This is a genomic window from Pseudomonas citronellolis (genome assembly GCF_029335315.1).
GTDB lineage: Bacteria > Pseudomonadota > Gammaproteobacteria > Pseudomonadales > Pseudomonadaceae > Pseudomonas > Pseudomonas citronellolis_A.
Map to the genome: position 1 here is coordinate 3642 of NZ_JARJLT010000102.1, position 24769 is coordinate 28410.

Consider the following 24769-nt stretch of genomic DNA (forward strand, 5'->3'; position numbering starts at 1 on the left):
ATGAACGACCGTTACGACGCCGCCGCCAACCTGGTCGAAGCCCTGCTGCAACGGGCTGCCGAGACGCCCCGCGAGACCGCCCTGCGCTTCGTCGCCGAGGACCTGGAACTGGCCCTGAGCTACCGCGAGCTGGACCAGCGCGCCCGCGCCATGGCCGCCTGGATGCGGCAGAGCGCGGCGCCCGGCGACCGCGCCGTGCTGTTGCTGCCCAGTGGCGCCGACTACGTCACCGCGTTCTTCGCCTGCCTCTACGCCGGGGTCATCGCCGTGCCGGCCTACCCGCCGGAATCGGTGCGCCCGCAACACCTGGCGCGCCTGCGGGCGATCCTCGACGACGCCGAGCCGAGCCTGGTGCTCACCGACTCCAGCCTGATCGATGCGCTGCGCCCGGCCTGCCAGCGCGCCAGCGGCATCCAGCCGCTGCTGCTGGCGGTGGACCGCGCGCCGGCCGAGCTGGCCCTGGACTGGCGCATGCCGGACCTGCGCGACGACAGCATCGCCTTCCTGCAATACACCTCCGGCTCCACCGCCACACCCAAGGGCGTGCAGGTCAGCCACGGCAACCTGCTGGCCAACGAAAAGCTGATCCGCCACGGCTTCGGCATCCAGCCCGACGACGTGATCGTCAGCTGGCTGCCGCTGTTCCACGACATGGGCCTGATCGGCGGCCTGCTGCAGCCGATCTACAGCGGCATCGAATGCGTGCTGATGTCGCCGCGCTACTTCCTCGAACGCCCGCGGCGCTGGCTGGAAGCGCTCAGCCGCTACGGCGGCAGCGTCAGCGGCGGCCCCGACTTCGCCTACCGGCTGTGCTGCGAGCGGGTCGGCGAGGCGGCCCTGGAAGGCCTCGACCTGAGCCGCTGGCGCCTGGCCTTCTCCGGCTCCGAGCCGATCCGCCCGGACACCCTGGAACGCTTCGCCGCCTGGTTCGCCCCGGCCGGCTTCCAGCGCAACGCCTACTTCGCCTGCTACGGCCTGGCCGAGGCGACCCTGTTCGTCAGCGGCGGCCAGCGCGGCCAGGGCATCGGCCAACTGGAAGTGGACACCCGCGCCCTGGCCGACAACATCGCCCGCCCGGGGCGCGGCAGCCCGCTGATCAACTGCGGCCGCGCGCAGCCCGAGCACCCGCTGCGGCTGGTCGACCCGGTCAGCGGCGAGGCGCTGGGCGAAGACCGCGTCGGCGAAGTCTGGAGCGCCGGCCCCAGCGTCGCCCTGGGCTACTGGCGCAACCCCGAGGCCAGCGCGCGGACCTTCGTCGAGCGCGACGGGCGCACCTGGCTGCGCACCGGTGACCTGGGCTTCCTGCACAACGGCGAGCTGTTCGTCACCGGGCGCCTGAAGGACATGATCATCGTCCGTGGGCAGAACCTCTACCCGCAGGACATCGAGCGCTGCGTGGAGGAAGAGGTGGACCTGGTGCGCAAGGGCCGGGTCAGCGCCTTCGCCATCGAACACCAGGGCCGCGAAGGCATCGCCGTGGCCGCCGAGATCGGCCGCAGCGTGCGCAAGCTGGTGCCCGCCGAGACCCTGGCCAAGGCCATCGCCAGCGCCGTCGCCGAAGCCTTCCAGGAAGCGCCGCTGGTGGTGGCGCTGCTGGAGCCCGGCGCGTTGCCGAAGACCTCCAGCGGCAAGCTGCAACGCTCGGCGTGCCGCCAGCAATTGCTCGACGGCAGCCTGCAGGCCTACGCCGTGCAGCGCGCCGGCGAGCAGCTCGGGCTGGCGCGCAACGAGCCGGTGGCGGCGCTGAGCCTGGACGAGCAGGCCATGGCCGCGCTCTGGAGCGAAGTGCTGGAAACCCCGGCGATCCGCCGCGACGACAACTTCTTCGCCCTCGGCGGCAACTCCATCAAGGCCGCGCAACTGGTGGCGCGCCTGCGCGAGCGCAACGGCCGCGCGGTGGAACTGCGCCAGCTGTTCGAGGCGCCGGAACTGGGTGCCTTCGTCGCCGCCCTCGGCAGCCAGGCGGTGCAGCAACCCGCGCCGATCGAGCGCCTGCCGCGCGGCGGCCTGCTGCCGCTGTCGCCGGCGCAGAAGCGCCTGTGGTTCCTCTGGAAACTCGACCCGCAGGGCGCGCTGTACAACATCGCCGGGCGCCTGAAACTGCGTGGCGAACTGCGCCGCAGTGCGGTGGAACGCGCCTTCGCCCAGTTGCTGGAGCGCCACGAGAGCCTGCGCAGCCGCTTCGTCGAGCAGGCCGACGGCGAGGTATCGCTGCGCATCGAGGCCAGCGCCGAGCTGCCGTTCAGCGAAGCCGATTTCACCTCCCTCGGCGACGCCCGGCGCAAGCTAGCCGTGCGCGCCGACAGCGAAGCCTTCGCCGCGCAACCCTTCGACCTGGCCGGCGGCCCGCTGCTGCGCCTGCACCTGCAACGGGTCGGTGGCGGCCACCAGGCGCTGCTGCTGTGCGTGCACCACATCGTCGCCGACGGCTGGTCGCTGGGCCTGCTGCTGGACGAGTTCGCCGAGTGCTATCGCGCCGCCCTGGAAGAACGCGAGCCGGTGCTGCCGGCCCTCGACCTGCACTATGTCGACCTCGCCGAAGCCCAGCGCCAACGCCTGCTGGCCGGGGAGGGCGAGCGCCTGCTCGACTGGTGGAAAGCCCGCCTGGGCCACGAGCACGCGCCGCTGCTGCTGCCCTTCGCGCTGCCCCACGCGGCGGGCCAGGGCGCCCGCGCGCAACTGATCGACAGCCAGCTCGACGCCGAGCTGACCCGCGCCCTGCGCAACCTCGCCCAGGGCCACGGGGTGACCCTGGCGATGCTCCTGCTGGGCGCCTTCAACCTGCTGCTGCAACGCTACACCGGCCAGCACGACCTGCGCGTCGGCCTGACCCAGGCCGGCCGCGACAGCCTTGACGCCGAACGCCTGGTCGGTTTCTTCGTCAACCTGCTGGTGCTGCGCAACGAGCTGCCCGCCGGGCTCAGCCTGGCCGGGCTGCTGCGCCAGGTGCGCGAGGGCCTGTTGCAGGCCCAGGCGCACCAGGGCCTGCCGTTCGAGCAACTGGTGGAAGCGCTGCAACCGGAGCGCGGCCACGGCCGCCATCCGCTGTGCCAGGTGGCCTTCGACCACCAGTGGCTGCCGCGCGCCGGCGGCGGCCTGGCCGGCGTGGAAGTCGCCAGCCTGGAACAGATCGACCTGCAGACCCCGTTCGACCTGGTGCTGCGCGTGCGCGAAGGCGACGACAGCCTGCGCCTGAGCTTCTGCTACGCCGCCGAACGCTACGCGGCCGACGGCATGCAGCGCCTGGCCGGCAACTTCGTGCGGCTGCTGCAGGCCTTGCTGCGCCTGGCCCCGGAAGCCCCGTTGCAGGCCGCCGCCTGGCTGCCCGACGAGGACTGGCGGGTGGCCGAAGTGCCGGCGCGGCCGGGCTTCGAAGCGCTCGCCGAACGCATCGCCAAGCAGGCCAAGGCGCGTCCCGAGGCGGCGGCGCTGATCGACGCCCACGGCCAGCTGAGCTTCGCCGAGCTGGACACCCGCAGCAGCCAGCTGGCCAACCTGCTCATCAGCCACGGCGTGGGCGCGGAGCGCCGGGTCGGCGTGGCCCTGCCGCGCGGGGTGGAGATTCCCCTGGCGCTGCTGGCGGTGCTCAAGGCCGGCGGCGCCTACCTGCCGCTGGACGCCGACTACCCGCGCGAGCGCCTGCAATGGCTGATGGAAGACGCCGGCATCGACGTGCTGCTCAGCCACTCCAGCCTGGCCGAACGCGTGCCGGCCCCGGCCGGCGTGCTGCGCGTGGACCTCGACGGCGTGGCGCTGGACGACTGGTCCGCCGCGCGCCCGAACGCGCGGGTGGAGGCGCAGAACCTCGCCTACCTGATCTACACCTCCGGCTCCACCGGCCAGCCCAAGGGCGTGGCGGTGGCCCAGGGCGAGATCGCCATGCACTGCCGCGCCATCGGCGAGCGCTACGCCATGGGCCCGGCCGACCGCGAACTGATCTTCATGTCCTTCGCCTTCGATGGCGCCCACGAGCGCTGGCTCACCGCGCTGTCCCACGGCGCCAGCCTGCTGATCCGCAACGACGAGCTGTGGACCGCCGAGCAGACCCTCGACCAGCTGCGCCGCCACCAGGTGACCGTCGCCGCCTTCCCGCCGGCGTACCTCCAGCAGCTGGCCGAGCAGGCGCAGTACGGCGGCCACGCGCCGAGCATGCGCATCTACTGCTTCGGCGGCGACGCCGTGCCCGAGGCCGCCTTCGAACTGGCCAAGGCGGCGCTGCGGCCGCAACACCTGATCAACGGCTACGGCCCGACCGAAACCGTGGTCACCCCCATGCTGTGGAAAGCCGACGCCGCCACCGAATGCGGCGCCGCCTACGCGCCGATCGGCGAAGTAGTCGGCTCGCGCAGCCTGTACGTGCTCGACGACCAGCTGCAACCGCTGCCGCGCGGCGTCGCCGGCGAGCTGTACATCGGCGGCCAGGGCCTGGCGCGCGGCTACCACCAGCGCCCGGCGCTGACCGCCGAACGCTTCGTCGCCGACCCCTTCGCCCGCGCCGGCGGCCGCCTGTACCGCACCGGCGACCTTGTGCGCTGGCGCGAGGACGGCGCCCTCGACTACCTCGGCCGCGCCGACCAGCAGGTGAAAATCCGTGGCTTCCGCATCGAGCCGGGCGAGATCGAGGCGCGCCTGCGCGCGCTGCCCGGCGTGCGCGAGGCGGCGGTGATCGCCCGCGACGACGGCCGTGGCCGGCGTCTGCTCGGCTACGTCAGCGCGCAGCCGGGCGTCGAACTGGACGGCGAGGCGCTGAAAGCGGCGCTGCGCGAACAACTGCCGGACTACATGGTGCCGGCGCGGCTGATCGCCCTGGCGGCCATGCCGCTCAACGCCAACGGCAAGATCGACCGCCGCGCGTTGCCGGAACCAGCGGCCGAGGAGGGCGCCGGCGCGGCGCCGCGCGAGGGGCTGGAAAGCCAGCTGGCGGCGATCTGGAGCAGCGTGCTCGGCGTGGCCGCTATCGGCCGCGAGGACGACTTCTTCGAACTCGGCGGCCACTCGCTGCTGGCCACCCAGGTGGTCTCGCGCATCCGCCGCGAACTGCGCCGCGAAGTGGAGCTGCGCGCGCTGTTCGAGGCCAGCGCGCTGGCCGCCTTCGCCCTGCGCGTGGAAGCCGCGCCGCGCAGTGAACGGAGCGAGCTGCGCGCGCTGCCGCGTGACGCCGAGCTGCCGCTGTCGGCGGCCCAGGCGCGACTGTGGTTCTTCTGGCAGATGGAGCCGCACAGCGCGGCCTACAACGTGCCCGGCGCCCTGCGCCTGCGCGGCCCGCTGGACGAGGCGGCGCTGCTGCGCGCGTTCGACGCCCTGGTGGCGCGCCACGAAACCCTGCGCACCACCTTCGACGAGATCGACGGCACGCCGCTGCAACGCATCCAGCCGGCGCTGCCGCTGCAACTGGCGCGGGTCGACCTGAGCGGCCACGCCAACCCGCACGCCGACCCGCAAGCCGAGGCCCGGCGCCTGGCCGAGGCCGAGGCGCTGCTGCCGTTCGACCTGCGCCAGGGCCCGCTGCTGCGCCTGAGCCTGCTGATGCTCGGCGAAGACGACCAGGTGCTGCTGCTGACCCTGCACCACATGGTCTCCGATGGCTGGTCGATCCGTGTGCTGGTGGACGAGTTCAGCCAGCTCTACAGCGCTTTCGCGGAAGGCCGCGAGCTGCAATTGCCGGCGCTGCCGCTGCAATACGCCGACTACGCCCAGTGGCAGCGCGAGCTGCTCGCAGGCCGCGAGGGCGAACGCCAGCTGGCCTGGTGGAAGGCCCTGCTGGGCAATGAGCACCCGGTGCTGGAACTGGCCGCCGACCGCCCGCGACCGGCCGTGCAGAGCTACCGTGGCGGCAGCCTCGGCTTCAGCCTCGACGCCGCGCTGGGGCGCCGCCTCAAGGCGCTGGCCCAGGCCGAGGACGTCACCCCGTTCATGCTTCTGCTCGGCGCCTACGCGCTGCTGCTGAAGCTGCACAGCGGCCAGCGCGAGCTGCGCATCGCCGTGCCCATCGCCAACCGCCAGCAGCTGGAGACCGAGGGCCTGATCGGCTTCTTCGTCAACACCCAGGCGCTGCCGCTGAGCATCGACGAAAACGCCTCCTTCAGCGAACTGCTGGCCGCCATCAAGCCGCTGGCCCTCGGCGCCCAGGCCAACCAGGACCTGCCCTTCGAACAGCTGGTGGAAGCCCTGCAACCGCAGCGCAGCCTGGCGCACAACCCGCTGGTGCAGGTGAAGTTCAACTACGGCTTCGACGTCAGCCGCCTGCCGGACGCTGGCGCGCTGCGCCTGGAGCTGTTCAGCGAGGAACAGTACGGCGCGCGCTTCGACCTGGCGCTGGACATGGCCGAAGGCGCCGACGGCGAGCTGCGCGGCAGCTTCGTCTACGCCCGCGACCTGTACGACGACGCCAGCGTGGCGGCCATCGCCGGCCAGTTCGGCGAGCTGCTGCAGCGCCTGTGCGAACAGCCGCAACGGCCGCTCGGCGAACTGCCGCTGGCGGCGCCGGAAGCCGCTGCCGTGCTGCGCGGGGAACGCCGCGAGTGGCCGGCGGACAACGTCCTGGCGCTGCTCGACGGCGCCGCCGCACGCGACCCGCAGGCCATCGCCGTGCAGGCCTGGGACGGCGAGTACAGTTACGCCGAGCTGCAGCTTCGCGCCAACCGCATGGCCCACGCGCTGATCGCCGCCGGCGTGCAGCCCGGCGAGCGCGTGGCGCTGTGCCAGGCGCGCGGCGCGCAATGGCTGCTGATGCTGCTCGGTGTGCTCAAGGCCGGCGCCGCCTACGTGCCGCTGGACCCGGAACAGCCGGACGCGCGCCTGCGCCAGGTGCTGGCCGAGAGCGGCGCGCGTTTCGTGCTGCTGGGTGATGCCGAGCGCGCCGCGAGCTTCGCCGAACAGGCCTGGCTGGTGGAGCGGGGCGGCCCGCAACAGGGTCCGGAGCAGACCCCTGCGGTGGCCATCGACGCCGCTTCGCCGGCCTACGTGATCTTCACCTCCGGCTCCAGCGGCCAGCCCAAGGGCGTATTGGTCAGCCACGGCGCGCTGGCCAACTACGTGCAGGGCGTGCTCGAACGCCTGGCGCTCGAGCCGGGCCTGGGCATGGCCATGGTCTCCTCGGTGGCGGCCGACCTTGGCCACACCACGCTGTTCGGCGCGCTGTGCAGCGGCGGCCGGCTGTGCCTGGCGGACGCCCAGGCGGTGGCCGACGCCGAGCGCTTCGCCGCCTTCATGGAGCAGGGCGCGGTAGACGTGCTGAAGATCGTCCCCGGCCACCTGCGCGGCCTGCTGGCCGCCGCGCCGAACCCGCTCGCCGTGCTGCCGCGGCAGTTGCTGGTGCTCGGTGGCGAGGCCTGCGATCGCGGCCTGCTGCAACGGGTGCGCGAACTGGCGCCGCAACTGCGCATCGTCAACCACTACGGCCCCAGCGAAAGCACCGTCGGCGTGCTGACCCACGAGCTGGGCTGCGAACTGCCGGCCGCTACCCTGGCCGTGGGCCGCCCGCTGGCGAACACCTTCGTCCGCGTACTCGACGAGCAGGGCCGCGACCTGCCGGCCGGCGTGCCCGGCGAGCTGTACATCGGCGGCGCCGGCCTGGCCGATGGCTACCTCGGCCAGGCGCAGCTGACCGCCGAGCGCTTCATCGAACGCGATGGCGAGCGCCTGTACCGCAGCGGCGACCGCGTGCGCCTGAACCACCAGGGCCTGATCGAATTCCTCGGGCGCCTGGACGAACAGGTGAAAATCCGTGGCTACCGGGTGGAGCCGGCGGAAGTCGCGCTGGCGCTCAAGGGCCTGGAAGGCGTCGCCGACGCCCAGGTGCTGGCCGAGCGCGATGGCGACGGCCCGCTGCGCCTGCTGGCCTGGTGCGTGGCGCCGGGGCAGTCCGCCGACGCGCTGCGCGAGCGCCTCGCCGCGCAGGTGCCGGAGTACATGCTGCCGGCCCAGGTGCTGCTGCTCGAACGCCTGCCGCTGACCGCCAACGGCAAGCTCGACCGCGCCGCGCTGCCGCGCCCGCAGGCCAGGGTGGCCAGCGCCGCCGCGCCGCTGAGCGAGCTGGAAACGCAGATCGCCGGCATCTGGCAGGCGGTGCTCAAGGTGGCCAGCGTCGGCGCCGAGGACAACTTCTTCGAGCTGGGCGGCGACTCCATCCTCAGCCTGCAGATCATCGCGCGCATCCGCAAGCTGGGTTACAAGCTCAGCCCCAAACAGCTGTTCGAGCGGCAGAGCGTGCGCGCCCTGGCGCAGTGGCTGGAAAGCGCGGCGCCGAAAGCTGCGCCAGTAGTAGCCAGCGCGCCGAGCGTGGCCGCCGAGCTACCGCTGGCGCCGGTGCAGGCGCGCTTCTTCGAGCGTGTGCCGCTCGCCCAGCGCAGCCACTGGAACCAGGCCGTGCTGCTGCAACCGCGCGAGGCCATCGACCTCGACGCCCTCGACCGCGCGCTGCACTGGCTGCTGCAGCAGCACCCGGCGCTGCGCCTGCGCTTCGCCGACGGCCAGCAGCGCGTCGCCGAGCCGGCCGCGCTGGACCTGACCCTGCTGTGGCGCCGCCGCGCCGCCGACGGCGCGACCCTGGAGCGCCTGTGCGACGAAGCCCAGGCCAGCCTGGACATCGGCAAGGGCCCGCTGCTGCGTGGCCTGCATGTGAGCCTGGCCGACGGCGGCGAACGCCTGCTGCTGGTCATCCACCACCTGGCGGTGGACGGGGTGTCCTGGCGGGTGCTGCTGGAAGACCTGCAAGGCGCCTACCGCAGCCTGCGCGCCGGCCAGCCGCCGCACGCCGCGCCGGCCAGCGACAGCTACGCCGCCTGGGCCCTGCGCCAGCGCGCCAACGCCGACAGCCCGGCCGTGGCGGCCGAACTGACCTACTGGCAGGCGCAGCTGCGCGACGCCCCGGCGCTGCCAGCCAAGACCGACGCCGAACTGACCTGGCGCCAGGCCGAGCAACTGAACTTCGCCCTCGACCCCGAGGCCACCCGCCAGCTGCTGGGCCCGGCGCTGCACGCCCAGCGCGCGCAGGTCAACGACCTGCTGCTGACCGCCCTGGCCCGCGCCCTGTGCGCCTGGAGCGGTAGCGCGGAAGCCCTGGTCGAGCTGGAAGGCCATGGCCGCGACGCCTTCGACGACGGCGAGGCGCTGGACCTGAGCCGCACCCTCGGCTGGTTCACCAGCCTCTACCCGCTGCGCCTGCGCCCGGCGGCCGACCTCGGCGCCTCGCTGAAAGCGGTCAAGGCCAGCCTGCGCGCGGTGCCGCGCGCAGGCATAGGCTTCGGCCAGCTGCGCTACCTGTCGGCGGCCGGCGCCGCGCTGCGCGAGCTGCTGCCGCCTCGGGTCACCTTCAACTACCTCGGCCAGTTCGACCAGCAGTTCGCCGACGCCATCTTCGCCCCCGCCGGCGAAAGCGTCGGCCGCTGCCAGCCGCTGGACGCGGCGCTGGGTAACTGGCTGGTGCTCAACGGCCGGGTGTTCGGCGGCCGCCTGCAACTGGAGCTGACCTACAGCCGCGCGATGTTCGACGGCGCCGCCATGGCCGACCTGGCCGCGCGCCTGGAAAGCGAGCTGCGCGCGCTCATCGCGCACAGCCTGACGGCGCCGGCCGCGCTGATCCCGGCCGATCTGCCGCTGGCCGGGCTCGACCAGGCGCAGCTCGACGGCCTGGCCCTGGGCGCCGAGGTGGAAGACCTCTACCCGCTGGCGCCGATGCAGCAGGGCATGCTGTTCCACGCCCTGGACAGCGCCGGGCTCTACGTCAACCAGCTTCGCGTCGACCTCGACGGCCTGGACGCCGAGCGCTTCCTCGGCGCCTGGCGCCAGGTGCTGGCGCGCCACGCCAGCCTGCGCAGCGGCTTCCTCGCGCCCGACGCGGCGCGGCCCACGCCGCTGCAATTCGTGCTGCGCAATGTCGAGCTGCCGGTGGAACGCTTCGACTGGCGTGAAACCGCCGGCGACCTCGACCAACTGGCCGCCGAGCAGCGCCAGCGCGGCTTCGACCTGGCCCGGCCGCCGCTGCAACGCCTGGCCCTGGTGCGCCTGGGCGAAGGCCGCTACCACCTGGTGTGGACCTGCCACCACCTGATCGTCGACGGCTGGAGCAGCGCGCGGCAGATCACCGAAGTGCTGGCCGTCTACCACGGCCAGCCGTTGCCCGCCGCCCACGGCCAGTACCGCGACTACATCGCCTGGCTGCAAGGCCAGGACGCGGCGCGTGACGAGGCGTTCTGGCGCCAGCGCCTGGCCGGCTTCGAAGAGCCCACGCTGCTCGCCGACGCCTGCGCCGCGACCTTCCGCGAGGAAACTCCGCGCGCGCTGAACACCCGCCTGGACGCGACCGCCACCGCACGCCTGCAAGCCTTCGCCCAGCGGCAGCGGGTCACCCTGAACACCCTGCTGCAGGGCGCCTGGCTGCTGCTTCTGCAACGCTACTGCGGGCAGCGCCAGGTGTGCTTCGGCGCCACCGTGGCCGGGCGCCCGGCGGAGCTGGCCGGCGCCGAGGAAACCCTCGGCCTGTTCATCAACACCCTGCCGATCCTCCAGGCTCCGGACGACGCCCAGCCCCTGGGCGACTGGCTGCGCGCCCTGCAGGCGCACAACCTGGACGTCCGCGAGTTCGAGCACAGCCCGCTGTACGACATCCAGCGCTGGGCCGGGCGCCCCGGCCAGGCGCTGTTCGACAGCCTGCTGGTGTTCGAGAACTTCCCCATGGACGCCGCGCTGAGCGCCGGCCAGGGCGAACTGCGGATTCTCGGCCATCAGGCGCTGGACGGCACCAACTACGCCCTGGCCCTGGTGGCCAGCGCCGGCCAGACCCTGGACGTGCGCTACAGCTATCGCCCGGAGCGCTTCTGCGCCAGCCAGGTGGAACAGCTGCGCCGGCACTTCGAAGGCCTGCTGCTGGCCCTGGCCGATGACGCCGAGAGCGCCCTGGGCGACCTGCGCCTGCTCGACGCCGGCGAGCGCGACCGGCAACTGCTGGCGCCCAACGCCAGCGCCGCCGCGTTCCCGGCCGAGGTGCAGCTGCAGACGCTGATCGAGTGCCAGGTCGCCGCCACGCCCGAAGCCCTGGCCGTGCAGTTCGGCGCCGAGCGCCTGAGCTACCGCGAGCTGAACGCCCGCGCCAACCGCCTGGCGCGCTGGCTGCGCGCCCAGGGCGTGGGGCCGGACGTGCTGGTCGGGGTGGCCGCCGAACGCTCGGTGGAACTGGTGCTGGCCCTGCTGGCCATCGTCAAGGCCGGCGGCGCCTACGTGCCGATGGACCCGGACTACCCGCAGGAGCGCCTGCAACACATGCTCGACGACAGCGGCGTGCAACTGCTGCTGACCCAGGAGCACCTGCTGCAACGCCTGCCGGCCAGCCGCGCGCGGACCTTCTGTCTGGACAGCCAGCGTGACCAATACGCAGGGCTGGACGGCAGCGACCTGCCGACCCAGGGCAGCCCGGACAACCTGGCCTACCTGATCTACACCTCCGGCTCCACCGGCAAGCCCAAGGGCGCCGGCAACAGCCACGCGGCGCTGGTCAACCGGCTGCACTGGATGCAGCGGGAGTACCGACTGACGGCCGCCGACCGGGTGCTGCAGAAGACCCCGTTCAGCTTCGACGTCTCGGTGTGGGAGTTCTTCTGGCCGCTGCTCGCCGGCGCGACCCTGGTGGTCGCCGCGCCCGGCGCGCACCGCGACCCGGCGGCGCTGCGCGAAGTGATCGTGGCCGCCGAGGTCAGCGTGCTGCACTTCGTGCCCTCGATGCTGCAGCTGTTCCTGGCCTCCGGCGAGTTGCAGCGCTGCCCGAGCCTGCAGCAGGTGATGTGCAGCGGCGAGGCGCTGCCCTACGAGCTGCAACAGCAGTTCCGCCAGCGCCACGGCGCGCGCCTGCACAACCTCTACGGCCCGACCGAGGCGGCGATCGACGTCAGCTACTGGGCCTGCGAGGGCGACGACGAGCGCCAGCAGGTGCCCATCGGCCGGCCGATCGACAACCTGCGCCTGTACGTCCTCGACGCGCGCCTGGAACCCGTGCCGCAAGGCGTGGCCGGCGAGCTGTACATCGGCGGCGTCGGCCTGGCGCGCGGCTACCACGCGCGCGCCGGGCTGACCGCCGAGCGCTTCGTCGCCGATCCTTTCGATGCAAGCGGCAGTCGGATGTACCGCACCGGCGACCTCGCGCGGCGTCGCGCCGACGGAGTGATCGAATACGTCGGGCGCATCGACCACCAGGTGAAGATCCGCGGCCTGCGTATCGAACTGGGCGAGATCGAGGCGCGCCTGCAGGCGCTGCCGCAGGTGGAAGAAGCGGTGGTGGTGGCCCGCGACACGGCCCAGGGCAAGCAACTGCTGGCCTACGCGGTGGCCGGCGTCGATGGCGACAGCCTGCGCCGCGCGCTGCAGGAGCACCTGCCGGACTACATGGTCCCGGCCCAGGTGCTGGTGCTGGAACGCATGCCGCTGTCGCCCAACGGCAAGCTCGACCGCAAGGCGCTGCCGGCACCGGAGTTCGCCGGCGAGGCGCGCGGCCACGTGGCGCCGCGCAGCGAACTGGAACGCGAGCTGGCGGAGGTCTGGCAACAGGTGCTGCAGGTGGAGCGCGTGGGCATCCACGACGACTTCTTCGAACTGGGCGGGCACTCGCTGTTGCTGACCCAGGCCGGCCTGACCCTGCGCCAGCGCCTGGGCCTGGAGATGCCGCTGCAACGCCTGTTCGAGCTGAGCACCGTGGCCGCCCTGGCGGCCTGGGTCGAGGAACAACGCGCCGGCGCCGCCGACGCGCAGGACGAGCTGGACCTGATGGACGAATTGCTGGGCGAGCTGGAGAGTCTGTAATGAGCAACGACGAACAACTGAAACAGATCGCCGAGCGTCTGGCGGCGCTGCCCGAAGAACGCCAGGTCAGCTTCCTGCGCCAGCTGCGCGACAAGGGCGTGAGCCTGGAACGCCTGCCGATCCTCCGCCAGCCGGTCGAGTGCGCGCCGCTGTCGGCGGCCCAGGCGCGCCTGTGGTTCCTCGCCCAGATGGAGCCGGACAGCGCCGCCTACCACATCCCGGCCGCCGTGCGCCTGCGCGGCCCGCTGGACGAGGCGGCGCTGCGCGCCAGCTTCGCCGACCTGGTGGCGCGCCACGAAAGCCTGCGCACGCAGTTCCGCGAGCAGGGCGGCGAGCCCAGCCAGTGGCTGCAGGCCGAGGCGGCGCCGCAGTGGCTGCACGCCGACTTCAGCGACGAAGGCGCCGCGCGCGACTGGCTGCAGCAGGCCGCCGCGCAGCCCTTCGACCTGGCCGAGGGGCCGCTGCTGCGGGTGGCCCTGGCGCGCCTGGGCGAGGAAGAGCACCTGCTGTTGCTGGTGCTGCACCACATCATCGCCGACGGTTGGTCGATGGGCGTGCTGATCGACGAGTTCGCCAGCCTCTACGCCGGCCATGTCAGCGGCGCGCCGGCGCAACTGGCGGCGTTGCCGATCCAGTACGCCGACCACGCGCGCTGGCAGCGCCTGTGGCTGGCGGCCGGGGAGGGCGAGCGCCAGCTGGAGTACTGGAAGGCCCAGCTGGGCGGCGAGGACATCCTCCTCAGCCTGCCCGGCGACCGCCCGCGTCCGCTGGTGCAGAGCTATCGCGGCGCGGCGCTGGACTTCGAGGTGCCGGCGGCGTTGGCCGCGCGCCTGCGCGAACTGGCGCGCGGGCAGGGCGCCACGCTGTTCATGCTCCTGCTGGCGGCGTTCAAGGTGCTGCTGCTGCGCTACAGCGGCCAGCGCGAGCTGCGCGTCGGCGTGCCGGTGGCCAACCGGAGCCGCGCCGAGTGCGAGGGGCTGGTCGGCTTCTTCGTGAATACCCAGGTGCTGGCCAGCCAGGCCGAGCCGCAGCAGGCCTTCGACGCCTTCCTGGCGCAGGTGCGCCAGGCCGTGCTCGGCGCCCAGGGCAACCAGGCGCTGCCCTTCGAGCAACTGGTGGAAGCGCTGCAACCGGAGCGCAGCCTGAGCCACAACCCGCTGTTCCAGGTGGCCTGCAACCACCAGCCGAGCCGCCGCGACAGCCTGCGCCGGCTGCCGGCCGCCAATGGCCGCGAACTGAGCCTGGAAAGCCTGGAGCTGGAGGCCGGCATCGCCAAGTTCGACCTCACCCTGAACACCGAGGAAAGCCGCGACGGCCAGCTGCGCGGGCAGTTCATGTACGCCACCGACCTGTTCGACGCGAGCACCATCGAACGCCTGCAACGCCACTTCCTGCGCCTGCTGCAGGGCATTTGCGAGCGCCCCGGCGAAGCCCTGGAGCGCCTGCCGCTGCTGGACGACGGCGAGCGCGAGAGCCTGCTGCTGCAGTGGAACGCCACGGCCGTCGACTATCCGCGCGACGCCTGTCTGCACCAACTGGTGGAAGCGCAGACCGCGCGCAGCCCGAATGCCGTCGCCGTGACCGATGGCCTGCGCAGCCTGGACTACGCCGAACTCAACGCCCGCGCCAACCGCCTGGCGCGCTGGCTGCGTGAGCAGGGTGCAGGTCCCGACAGCCGCATCGGCGTGGCCCTGGAGCGCTCCTGGGAGCTGCCGGTGGCGCTGCTCGCGGTGCTCAAGGCCGGCGCCGCCTATGTGCCGCTGGACCCGGAATTCCCCGCCGAACGCCTGGCGCACATGCTCGACGACGGCAATGTGCGTCTGCTGCTGACCCAGCAGCACCTGCTCGGCGAACTGCCGGTCGGCGAAGCGCGGACCTTCTGCCTGGACGCCGACTGGGCCCAGGTCGAGGCGCTGGACAATAGCGACCTCGACAACCTGGCCAGCCCGGACGACCTGGCCTACGTCATCTACACCTCCGGCTCCACCGGCAAGCCCAAGGGCGTGGCGGTACGGCATGGCGGGGTAGTCAACTTCATGCTGAGCATGGCCCGCGAGCCGGGCCTCTCAGCGCACGACCGGGTTCTCGCGCTGACCTCGCTGTCCTTCGACATTTCCGCGCTGGAGCTGTACCTGCCGCTGCTGGTTGGCGCCCGCGTGGTGCTGGTGGACCGCGACGTCGCTCGCGATCCGTCGCAGTTGCTCGACGTGGCGCTGGAGCAGGGCGTCAGCGTCATCCAGGCGACTCCGAGCACCTGGACCCTGCTCAGCGCCCACGAGGACTTTCCGCGCCTGCAAGGCTGCCGCTTCTTCTGCGGCGGTGAGGCGCTGTCCGCCGAACTGGCCGATGTGCTCACCGCGCAGACCGACGCGCTATGGAACCTCTACGGCCCGACCGAAACCACCATCTGGTCGGCGGCCTGGAAGATCGAGCGCGGTGCGCGTGCGCTGCTGGGCAAGCCCATCGCCAATACCCAGCTGTATGTGCTGGACGGCTCGCTGCAACCCGCGCCGATCGGCGTGGCCGGTGAGCTGTACATCGCTGGCGACGGCCTGGCGCGCGGCTACCATCAGCGCCCGGAACTGACCGCCGAGCGCTTCGTCGCCGACCCCTTCGGTGCGACCGGCAGCCGCATGTACCGCACCGGCGACCTGGCCCGCTGGCGCGCCGACGGCGTGCTGGAATACCTCGGGCGCATCGACCACCAGGTGAAGATTCGCGGCTTCCGCATCGAACTCGGTGAGATCGAGTCGCGCCTGCTGGCCCAGCCCGGCGTGCGCGAGGCGGTGGTGATCGCCCGTGACGGTGCGTTCGGCAAGCAGCTGCTCGGCTACGTGGTCGGCGACGCCAGCGCCGAGACCCTGCGCGGCGCCTTGCAGGGCGAGCTGCCCGACTACATGGTGCCGGCGCAGGTCAGCGTGCTCGCGCGCTTCCCGCTCACCCCCAACGGCAAGCTCGACCGCAAGGCCCTGCCGGACCCGGACTTCAGCCAGTTGCAGCGCCACTACCGCGCCCCCGAGTCGGCCGCCGAGCAGCAGCTCGCGGCGATCTGGCAGGCGGTACTGGGCGTCGAGCGGGTCGGCCTGGACGACAACTTCTTCGAGCTGGGCGGCGACTCCATCGTCTCCATCCAGGTGGTCAGCCGTGCGCGCCAGGCCGGCCTGCGCCTGAGCCCCAAGGACCTGTTCCAGCACCAGACCCTGCAGGCCCTGGCCAAGGTCGCCGGCCAGGCCGAGGTGGTCCAACCCGCCACGCCGGCATTGCCGCGCCCGGACGCCGCGCGCCTGGCCGAACTGGGCCTGGACGCCAACCTCGTGAGCGACCTCTACCCGCTGTCGCCGATGCAGCAGGGCATGCTGTTCCACGGCCTCTATGACGGCGAGGACGGCGTCTACGTCAACCAGCTGCGCGTCGACGTCGATGGCCTCGACCCGGAACGCTTCCGCGCCGCCTGGCAGGCCGCCCTGGATGCCCACGACAACCTGCGCGCCGGCTTCCTCTGGGAGGGCCTGGAGCAGCCGCTGCAAGCCATCCACCGCGAACTGGCGCTGCCGCTGGAGGTGCTCGACTGGCGCGCCCACGACGACCGCGACGCGGCCCTCGACGCCCTGGCGCAGACGCAACGCGAGCGCGGCTTCGACCTGCGCCAGCCGCCGCTGCTGCGCCTGGCCCTGGTGCGCACTGGCGAGTCGCGCCACCAGCTGATCTATACCCACCACCACATCCTGCTGGACGGCTGGAGCAACTCGCAGCTGTTCGCCGAGGCGCTGCGCCGCTACCTGGGCGAGGCAGTGCCGGCGAGCCCGGAGTACCGCGAATACATCCAGTGGCTGCAGGGTCGCGACGACGGCGAAGCCTTCTGGCGCGAACAACTGGCCGCGCTGGACGCCCCCACGCTGCTGGCCGACAGCCTGCCGCGCGGCGTCGGCGGCGAGGGCTTCGGCCAGGTCCAGCGGCTGCTGACGGCGGAGCGCGTCGCGCAGCTGGCGGCCTTCGCCCGCGCCCACCAGGTCACCCTCAACACCCTGCTGCAGGGCGCCTGGGGCCTGCTGCTGCAACGCTACAGCGGGCAGCCGGCGGTGGCCTTCGGCGCCACCGCGTCCGGGCGCCCGGCCGACCTGGCCGGAGTGGAAAGCCAGCTCGGGCTGTTCATCAATACCCTGCCGGTAATCCTCGCGCCGCGCCCCGAGCACAGCGTGGCCGGCTACCTGCAGGCGCTGCAGGCGCAGAACCTGCAACTGCGCGAGCACGAACACACGCCGCTGGGCAGCGTCCAGCGCTGGTTCGCCCAGGCGGGCGAAGCGCTGTTCGACAGCCTGCTGGTGTTCGAGAACTACCCGGTGGCCGAGGCCCTGCGCCAGGCGCCGGGCGGCCTGGGCTTCGCCAACCTGCGCGCCGAGGAACACACCAACTACCCGCTGACGCTGATGGTGGCCCAGGGCGAAAGCCTGCGGCTGAACTTCGACTTCCGCCGCAGCCATTTCAGCGATGCGGCCGTCGAGGCCCTGGCCGGGCACCTGCTGCAACTGCTGGAGCGGATGGCCGAGGACGGCCAGCGCGCCCTGGGCGAGCTGGCCCTGCCGCTGGCCGCCGAGCGCCAGGCGCTGCTGGGCGAGTGGAACGCCAGCTTCATGGACTACCCGCTGGACGCCTGCCTGCACCAGTTGGTCGAGGCCCAGGTTGCGCGCAGCCCGAATGCCATCGCCGTGACCGATGGCCTGCGCAGCCTGGACTACGCCGAACTCAACGCCCGCGCCAACCGCCTGGCGCGCTGGTTGCGCGAGCAGGGTGCAGGTCCCGACAGCCGCATCGGCGTCGCCCTGGAGCGCTCCTGGGAGCTGCCGGTGGCGCTGCTCGCGGTGCTCAAGGCCGGCGCCGCCTATGTGCCGCTGGACCCGGAATTCCCCGCCGAACGCCTGGCGCACATGCTCGAAGACGGCAACGTGCGGCTGTTGCTGACCCAGCAGCACCTGCTCGCCGAGCTGCCGGTCGGCGAGGCGCGGACCTTCTGCCTGGACGCCGACTGGGCCGAGGTCGAGGCGCTGGACGCAAGCGACCTCGACAACCTGGCCAGCCCGGACGACCTGGCCTATGTGATCTACACCTCCGGCTCCACCGGCAAGCCCAAGGGCGTGGCGGTACGGCATGGCGGGGTAGTCAACTTCATGCTGAGCATGGCCCGTGAGCCGGGTCTTTCGGTGCAGGATAGTGTCCTCGCGCTGACCTCGCTGTCCTTCGACATCTCCGCGCTGGAGCTGTACCTGCCGCTGCTGGTCGGCGCCCGCGTGGTGCTGGTGGACCGCGACGTGGCCCGCGATCCGTCGCAGCTGCTGGGCGTGGCGCTGGAGCAGGGCGTCAGTGTGATCCAGGCGACCCCGAGCACCTGGACGATGCTCAGCGCCCACGAGGATTTCCCGCGCCTGAAGGGTTGCCGCTTCTTCTGCGGCGGCGAGGCGCTGTCCGCCGAGCTGGCCGATGTACTCACGGCGCAGACCGACGCGCTGTGGAACCTCTACGGCCCGACCGAAACCACCATCTGGTCGGCGGCCTGGAAGATCGAGCGGGGCGCTCGCGCGCTGCTGGGCAAGCCCATCGCCAACACCCAGCTCTACGTGCTGGACGGCGCGCTGCAACCCGCGCCGATCGGCGTGGCCGGTGAGCTGTACATCGCTGGCGACGGCCTGGCGCGCGGCTACCACCAGCGTCCGGAACTCACCGCCGAGCGCTTCGTCGCCGACCCCTTCGGTGCAGCCGGCAGCCGCATGTACCGCACCGGCGACCTGGCCCGCTGGCGCGCCGATGGCGTGCTGGAATACCTCGGCCGCATCGACCACCAGGTGAAGATTCGCGGCTTCCGCATCGAGCTGGGCGAGATCGAGTCGCGCCTGCTGGCCCAGCCCGGCGTGCGCGAGGCGGTGGTGATCGCCCGTGACGGTGCGTTCGGCAAGCAGCTGCTCGGCTACGTGGTCGGCGACGCCAGCGCCGAGACCCTGCGCGGCGCCTTGCAGGGCGAGCTGCCGGACTACATGGTGCCGGCGTCGCTCCAGGCGCTGCCGCGCTTCCCGCTGACGCCCAACGGCAAGCTCGACCGCAAGGCCCTGCCGGATCCGGACTTCAGCCTGGCGCAGCGCGAGCGCGTGGCCCCGCGCAACGACCTGGAGCGGCGCCTGGCCGCGCTCTGGGAGCGGGTCCTGGGCCTGCCGCAGGTGGGCGTGGAGGACAACTTCTTCGAGCTGGGCGGCGATTCCATCGTCTCCATCCAGCTGGTCGGCCGCGCCCGCCGCGAAGGCCTGCTGCTGACCCCGCGACAGCTGTTCGAAGGCCCGACCATCGCCCAGCTGGCCCTTGTAGTCAGCGAGGCCGGCGACAGCTGCGGCGCGGCGCTGCAGCGCCCGGCGGGCGAGGGGCGCTTCCCGCTCGCCGGCCTGGACGAGGCCCAGCTGCAACGCCTGGGCCTGGACCTCGGCTCGGTGGAAGACCTCTACCCGCTGTCGCCGATGCAGCAGGGCATGCTCTTCCACGCCCTCGACAACCCCGGCTCCGGGCTCTACCTCAACCAGCTCAGCGTGCCGGTCGAAGGCCTCGACGCCGCGCGCTTCCAGGCCGCCTGGGCGCGCGTGGTGCAGCGCCACGATGCGCTGCGCAGTGGCTTCCTCTGGCAGGCCGGGCTGCGCGAGCCGCTGCAGGTGGTCTATCGCGACGTGCCGGCCGAGCTGCTGCTGCGCGACGACGTCGACGACGTGGCGGCCTATGCCGAAGCCGACCGCGCCCGCGGCTTCGACCTGGCCCGGCCGCCGCTGCAGCGCCTGACCCTGCTCGACCTCGGCGCCGGCCGCCAGCACCTGCTGTGGACCACCCACCACCTGCTGATGGATGGCTGGAGCGGCGCGCAGCTGATCCGCGAGCTGTTCGCCTGCTACGCCGGCGCCGAACTACCGGCGGTGGAAGGCCGCTACGCCGACTACATCGCCTGGCTGCGCCGCCAGGACCCGGTCGCCGCCGAAGCCTTCTGGCGCGCGCGCCTGGATGGCCTGGACGAGCCGACCCTGCTGGCCGACGCGCTGCCGCGCCCGGCGGCGGGCGAGGGCCACGGCGCCACCTACAGCCACTACGACGCGGCCGCCACCGCCGCGCTGAAGGACTACGCGCGCAGCCAGCGCATCACCCTCAACACCCTGCTGCAGGGCGCCTGGCTGCTGCTGTTGCAGCGCTACACCGGCAAGCGCCGGGTCGCCTTCGGCGCCACCGTGGCCGGGCGCCCGGCGGACCTGGCCGGCGCCGAGAGCCTGCTCGGGCTGTTCATCAACACCCTCCCGGTCAGCCAGGCGCCGGACGCCGGGCAGGCCGTGGGCGACTGGCTGCGCCAGCTGCAGGCGGACAACGCCGCGCTGCGCGAGTACGAGCACACGCCGTTGTACGACATCCAGCGCTGGGCCGGCTTCAGCGGCCAGGCGCTGTTCGACAGCATCATCGTGTTCGAGAACTACCCGGTGGACGAGGCCCTGCGCAGCGGCGCCGGGCCGCGCTTCGGCGAGATCGCCCTGAAGGATGTGACCAATGTGCCGATGGACCTCGCGGTGCGCGTGGGCGAGCGCATGGAGATCGAGTTCCAGTACCTGCGCAGCCACTTCGCCGCCGAGGCGGTGGAGCGCCTGCGGGCGAACTACGAGGCGATCCTCGCCAGCCTGCTGGCCGGCGCCGCGCGCGTTGCCGACGTCGAATGCCTGAGCGCCGTCGAGCGCCAGGCCCTGGCCACCTGCCAAGGCCCGCACCAGGCGCCGTTGGCGGCCGAGCCGGTGCACCTGGCGATCGCCCGCCAGGCGCGCCTGCGGCCCGACGCGGTGGCGCTGATCAGTGAAGGCGAGCAGCTCGACTTCGCCACCCTGGAGCGCGAGTCCAACCGCCTGGCGCATCGCCTGATGGCCCTCGGCGTCGGCCCCGAGACCCGCGTCGGCGTGGCCTTGCCGCGCGGCGCGCGCCTGCCGCTGGCGCTGCTGGCGGTGCTCAAGGCCGGCGGCGCCTACGTGCCGCTGGACGCCGACTACCCGCGCGAACGCCTGGCATTCCAGATGGAGGACGCCGGCATCGCCCTGTTGCTCACCGACAGCCGCCTGCGCGGGCGCCTGCCGCTGCCGGCCGGGGTGGCCTGCCTGGAACTGGACGGCCTGCGGCTGGACGACGAAGACAGCGACCTGCCGGTGGTGGCCCTGGAGGGCGAGCACCTGGCCTACATCATCTACACCTCCGGCTCTACCGGCCGGCCCAAGGGCGTGAGCGTGGCCCACGCGCCGCTGGCCATGCACTGCGCGGCCATCGGCGAGCTGTACGGCATGGATCAGGACAGCCGCGAGCTGCACTTCATGTCGTTCGCCTTCGACGGCGCCCACGAGCGCTGGCTGACCACCCTGGTCCACGGCGGCAGCCTGGTGATCCGTGGCGACGAGCTGTGGACCCCGGAACAGACCTACGCCGCGCTGCACGAGCACGCCGTCAACGTCGCCGCCTTCCCGCCGGCCTACCTGCTGCAACTGGCCGAACACGCGCGCCGCGAAGGCAACCCGCCACCGATGCGCATCTACTGCTTCGGCGGCGACGCCGTGCCCAACGCCAGCTACGAGCTGGCGCGCCAGGCGCTCGGCGCGCAGTACCTGATCAACGGCTACGGGCCCACCGAAACCGTGGTCACGCCGCTGCTGTGGAAGGCCGCGCGCGACAGCCAGTGCGGCGCCGCCTACGCACCCATCGGCAAGGCGGTCGGCCAGCGCCGCCTGTACATCCTCGACGAAGAGCTCCGCCCGGTGCCGCTGGGCGTGGCCGGCGAGCTGTACATCGGCGGCGAAGGCCTGGCGCGCGGCTACCACCAGCGCCCGGAACTGACCGCTGAGCGTTTCGTCGCCGATCCCTTCGCCGGCGACGGCCAGCGCATGTACCGCAGCGGCGACCTGGTGCGCGGCCGCGCCGACGGGGTGATCGACTACGTCGGACGCATCGACCACCAGGTGAAGATCCGTGGCTTCCGCATCGAGCTGGGCGAGATCGAGGCGCGCCTGCAGGAGCACCCGCAGGTGGCCGAGGCGCTGGTGGTGGCGCGCGACGGGCTGTCCGGCAAGCAGCTGGTCGGCTATGTGGTCAGCTACCTGGACAGCGCCGCGAGCAACGACGAGCTGCGTACCTGGCTGCGTGCGCGCCTGCCGGACTACATGGTGCCGGCGCAGATCATCGCGCTGCAGCGCATGCCGCTGACCCCGGCCGGCAAGCTCGACCGCAAGGCGCTGCCCGAACCGCAGTGGCAGGCCGACGCCTGCGTCGCCCCGCGCGACGCCGCCGAGCGCGCGCTGGCGGCGATCTGGGCCGAGGTGCTGCAGGTGGAGCGGGTCGGCATCCACGACAACTTCTTCGACCTGGGCGGCGACTCCATCCTCAGCCTGCAAGTGGTGTCGCGGGCACGCCAGGCCGGGGACATCGGCCGGGAAATCCGCCTGCGCGACCTGCTGCAGTACCAGACCATCGCCGCCGTGCTGGAGCAGCGCGCCGCCGACACCGACGAGCAGCCGCTGGCGCAGGTCGCGGACGACGGCGAAGCCTTCGGCCTGATCCCGATCCAGCAATGGATGTTCGACCAGCAACTGGCCGCGCCGGACCACTTCAACCAGGCGGTGCTGCTGGGCTGCCGCCAGGCCCTGGACGGCGAACGCCTGGAGGCGGCGCTGCGCGCGCTGCTGGCCGAGCACGCCAGCCTGCGCCTGGCCTTCGCCCGCGGCGCCGATGGCCAGTGGCGGCAACGCTACCGCGAGGTGGCCGAGCTGGGCCTGGACGCCGAGCCGCTGCTGTGGACCCGCCAGGCGGCGGACGCCGAGGCCGCCCTGGCCATTGCCAACCAGGCCCAGCGCAGCCTGCGCATCGGCGACGGGCGCCTGCTGCGCGCGGCCTACATCGAGCTGGCCGACGGCAGCCACCGGCTGCTGCTGGCCATCCACCACCTGGGGGTGGACGGGGTGTCCTGGCGCATCCTCCTGCAGGACCTGCAACAGGCCTACCAGCAGCTCGGCGAGGGCCGCGCGCCGGTCTTCGCCGAACGCACCAGCGCCTATCGCGCCTGGGCCGAAGGCCTGCGCCGGCACGCCGAGACGCCGCGCCTGGCCGCCGAGCTGGACTACTGGCTGGCGCAGACCGACGCCGAAGGCCTGGCCGAGCCGGCCCTGGACAACCCGCGCGGGCGCCAGCGCATGGCCGAGATGGAGCAGGTGCGCCTGCGCCTGGACCGCGCGCGCACCGCGCGCCTGCTCAAGGTGGCGCCGGAGGCCTACCGCACGCAGATCAACGACCTGCTGCTGACCGCCCTGGGCCGCGCCCTGTGCCGCCACAGCGGTGGCGAGTCGGTGCTGGTGGGGCTGGAGGGCCACGGCCGCGAGGACCTCCTCGACGGCGTCGACCACAGCCGCACCCTCGGCTGGTTCACCAGCCTGTTCCCGCTGCGCCTGACACCGGGGCGGGGCGGCTACGCCGAGTCGATCCCAGCGGTGCGCCAGCAGCTGCGCGCGGTGCCGGACAAGGGCATCGGCTACGGCGTGCTGCGCTACCTGGGCGCGCCCGACGTGCGTCGCCAGCTGGCCGCCCGCGCGCAGCCACGGGTGACCTTCAACTACCTCGGGCAGTTCGACCAGAGCTTCGACGAGCAGGCGCTGTTCGTCCCGCTGGAGGAACGCCCGGGCGACGCCTACGCCGCCAGCACGCCGCTGAACAACTGGCTGGAGATCATCGGCCAGGTCTACGACGGCGAACTGGCCCTGCGCTGCCTGTACAGCAAGCGCGGCTACCGACGCTCCAGCGTCGAGCGGCTGATGGCGCTGCTGGAAGAGGAGCTGCACGGGGTGATCGAACACTGCTGCGCCAAGGCTGGCGCAGCGCTGCCGGCGTGACCCGGCCCGACCCGAATGCCCCGGCGCCGCGCCGGGGCGAACCCTTCGCCACAGAGGTGAGCATGCTGCACCCGGAAATCTCCGCCTTCCTCGACATGGTCGACGAAGGCCGCCTGGCCGGTCGCCCGGTTCTGCACGACCTGACCCCGGCACAGGCGCGGGCGGAATTCGAGGCGTCCTCGGCGGCGCTGAAGAACGCCGCGCCCACGCTGCCGGTGCGCCAACTGCGCCTGCCGACGCGCCAGGGCGAGCTGGACGCGCGCCTGTACCTGCCGGAAAACGCCGCGCCCGCCGCCGGCTGGCCGGTGCTGCTGTACCTGCACGGCGGCGGCTATACCGTCGGCAGCCTCGATTCCCACGACGGCGTGTGCCGCCAGCTGGCCCGCGACTGCGCCTGCGCGGTGCTGGCCCCGGCCTACCGCCTGGCCCCGGAAACGCCGTTCCCCGGCGCCGTGGAAGACACCCGCGACAGCTGGAACTGGCTGCAAGGCCACGCCGCCGCGTTCGCCCTGGACCCGGCGCGCGTCGCCCTGGCCGGCGACAGCGCCGGTGCCACCCTGGCCAGCGTGCTGGCCGCCGAACTGGCTGCCGAGGGCGCCGTGCAACCGCGCGCGCAGTTGCTGTTCTACCCGGCGGTGGACGCCACCCGGTACAGCGAATCGATGGAGCTGTTCGCCGAGGGCTACCTGCTGGAAAGCGCCTCGCTGGACTGGTTCTACGCCCAGTACGCGCCCACGCCGGAGCACAAGGCCGACTGGCGCTGCTCGCCGCTGTACGCCGGCGAGCGCCTGCGCGGCAGCGCGCCGGCGCTGCTGCAGATCGCCGAGTACGACCCGTTGCAGGACGAGGGCCTGGCCTACGCGAAGGCCCTGGAAGAGCAGGGCGTGGACGTCAGCGCCAGCCTGTGCCGCGGCCTGACCCACGACTTCCTGCGCATGGGCGGCCTGGTGCCGGAAGTCGCCGAACGCTACCGCGCCGCCGCCACCTTCCTCGCCTCCCGCTGGTAACCCCCACGCAGGATGGCCCTGCTCTTGTAGGAGCGAGCTTGCTCGCGAACCGGC

Annotated in this window: 3 protein-coding genes; all 3 read left to right on the forward strand. The window is 72.7% G+C overall.

The annotated features are described in order from the left end of the window. The 3 genes from P3W75_RS08590 (at nucleotide 1) to P3W75_RS08600 (ending at nucleotide 24715) form a co-directional block, all read left to right on the forward strand. Nucleotides 1-12789: a non-ribosomal peptide synthase/polyketide synthase gene (locus P3W75_RS08590; protein ID WP_276226947.1), complete on the forward strand. Its 12789-nt coding sequence runs from the start codon at nucleotides 1-3 to the stop codon at nucleotides 12787-12789. Continuing rightward, nucleotides 12789-23708 carry a non-ribosomal peptide synthetase gene (locus P3W75_RS08595; RefSeq protein WP_276226948.1) on the forward strand — a complete coding sequence of 3640 codons (10920 nt, stop codon included), beginning with the start codon at nucleotides 12789-12791 and terminating at the stop codon, nucleotides 23706-23708. The genes P3W75_RS08590 and P3W75_RS08595 overlap by 1 nt, the downstream gene beginning before the upstream one ends. Before the next feature lie 62 nt (nucleotides 23709-23770). Further along, nucleotides 23771-24715: an alpha/beta hydrolase gene (locus P3W75_RS08600; protein ID WP_276226949.1), complete on the forward strand. Its 945-nt coding sequence runs from the start codon at nucleotides 23771-23773 to the stop codon at nucleotides 24713-24715. Nucleotides 24716-24769: the final 54 nt, after the last annotated feature.

Excerpts from the sequence above, each read along its gene's own strand:
- P3W75_RS08590 (WP_276226947.1), top strand. The coding sequence starts at position 1 with ATGAACGACCGTTACGACGCCGCCGCCAACCTGGTCGAAGCCCTGCTG.
- P3W75_RS08595 (WP_276226948.1), top strand. The coding sequence starts at position 12,789 with ATGAGCAACGACGAACAACTGAAACAGATCGCCGAGCGTCTGGCGGCG.
- P3W75_RS08600 (WP_276226949.1), top strand. The coding sequence starts at position 23,771 with ATGCTGCACCCGGAAATCTCCGCCTTCCTCGACATGGTCGACGAAGGC.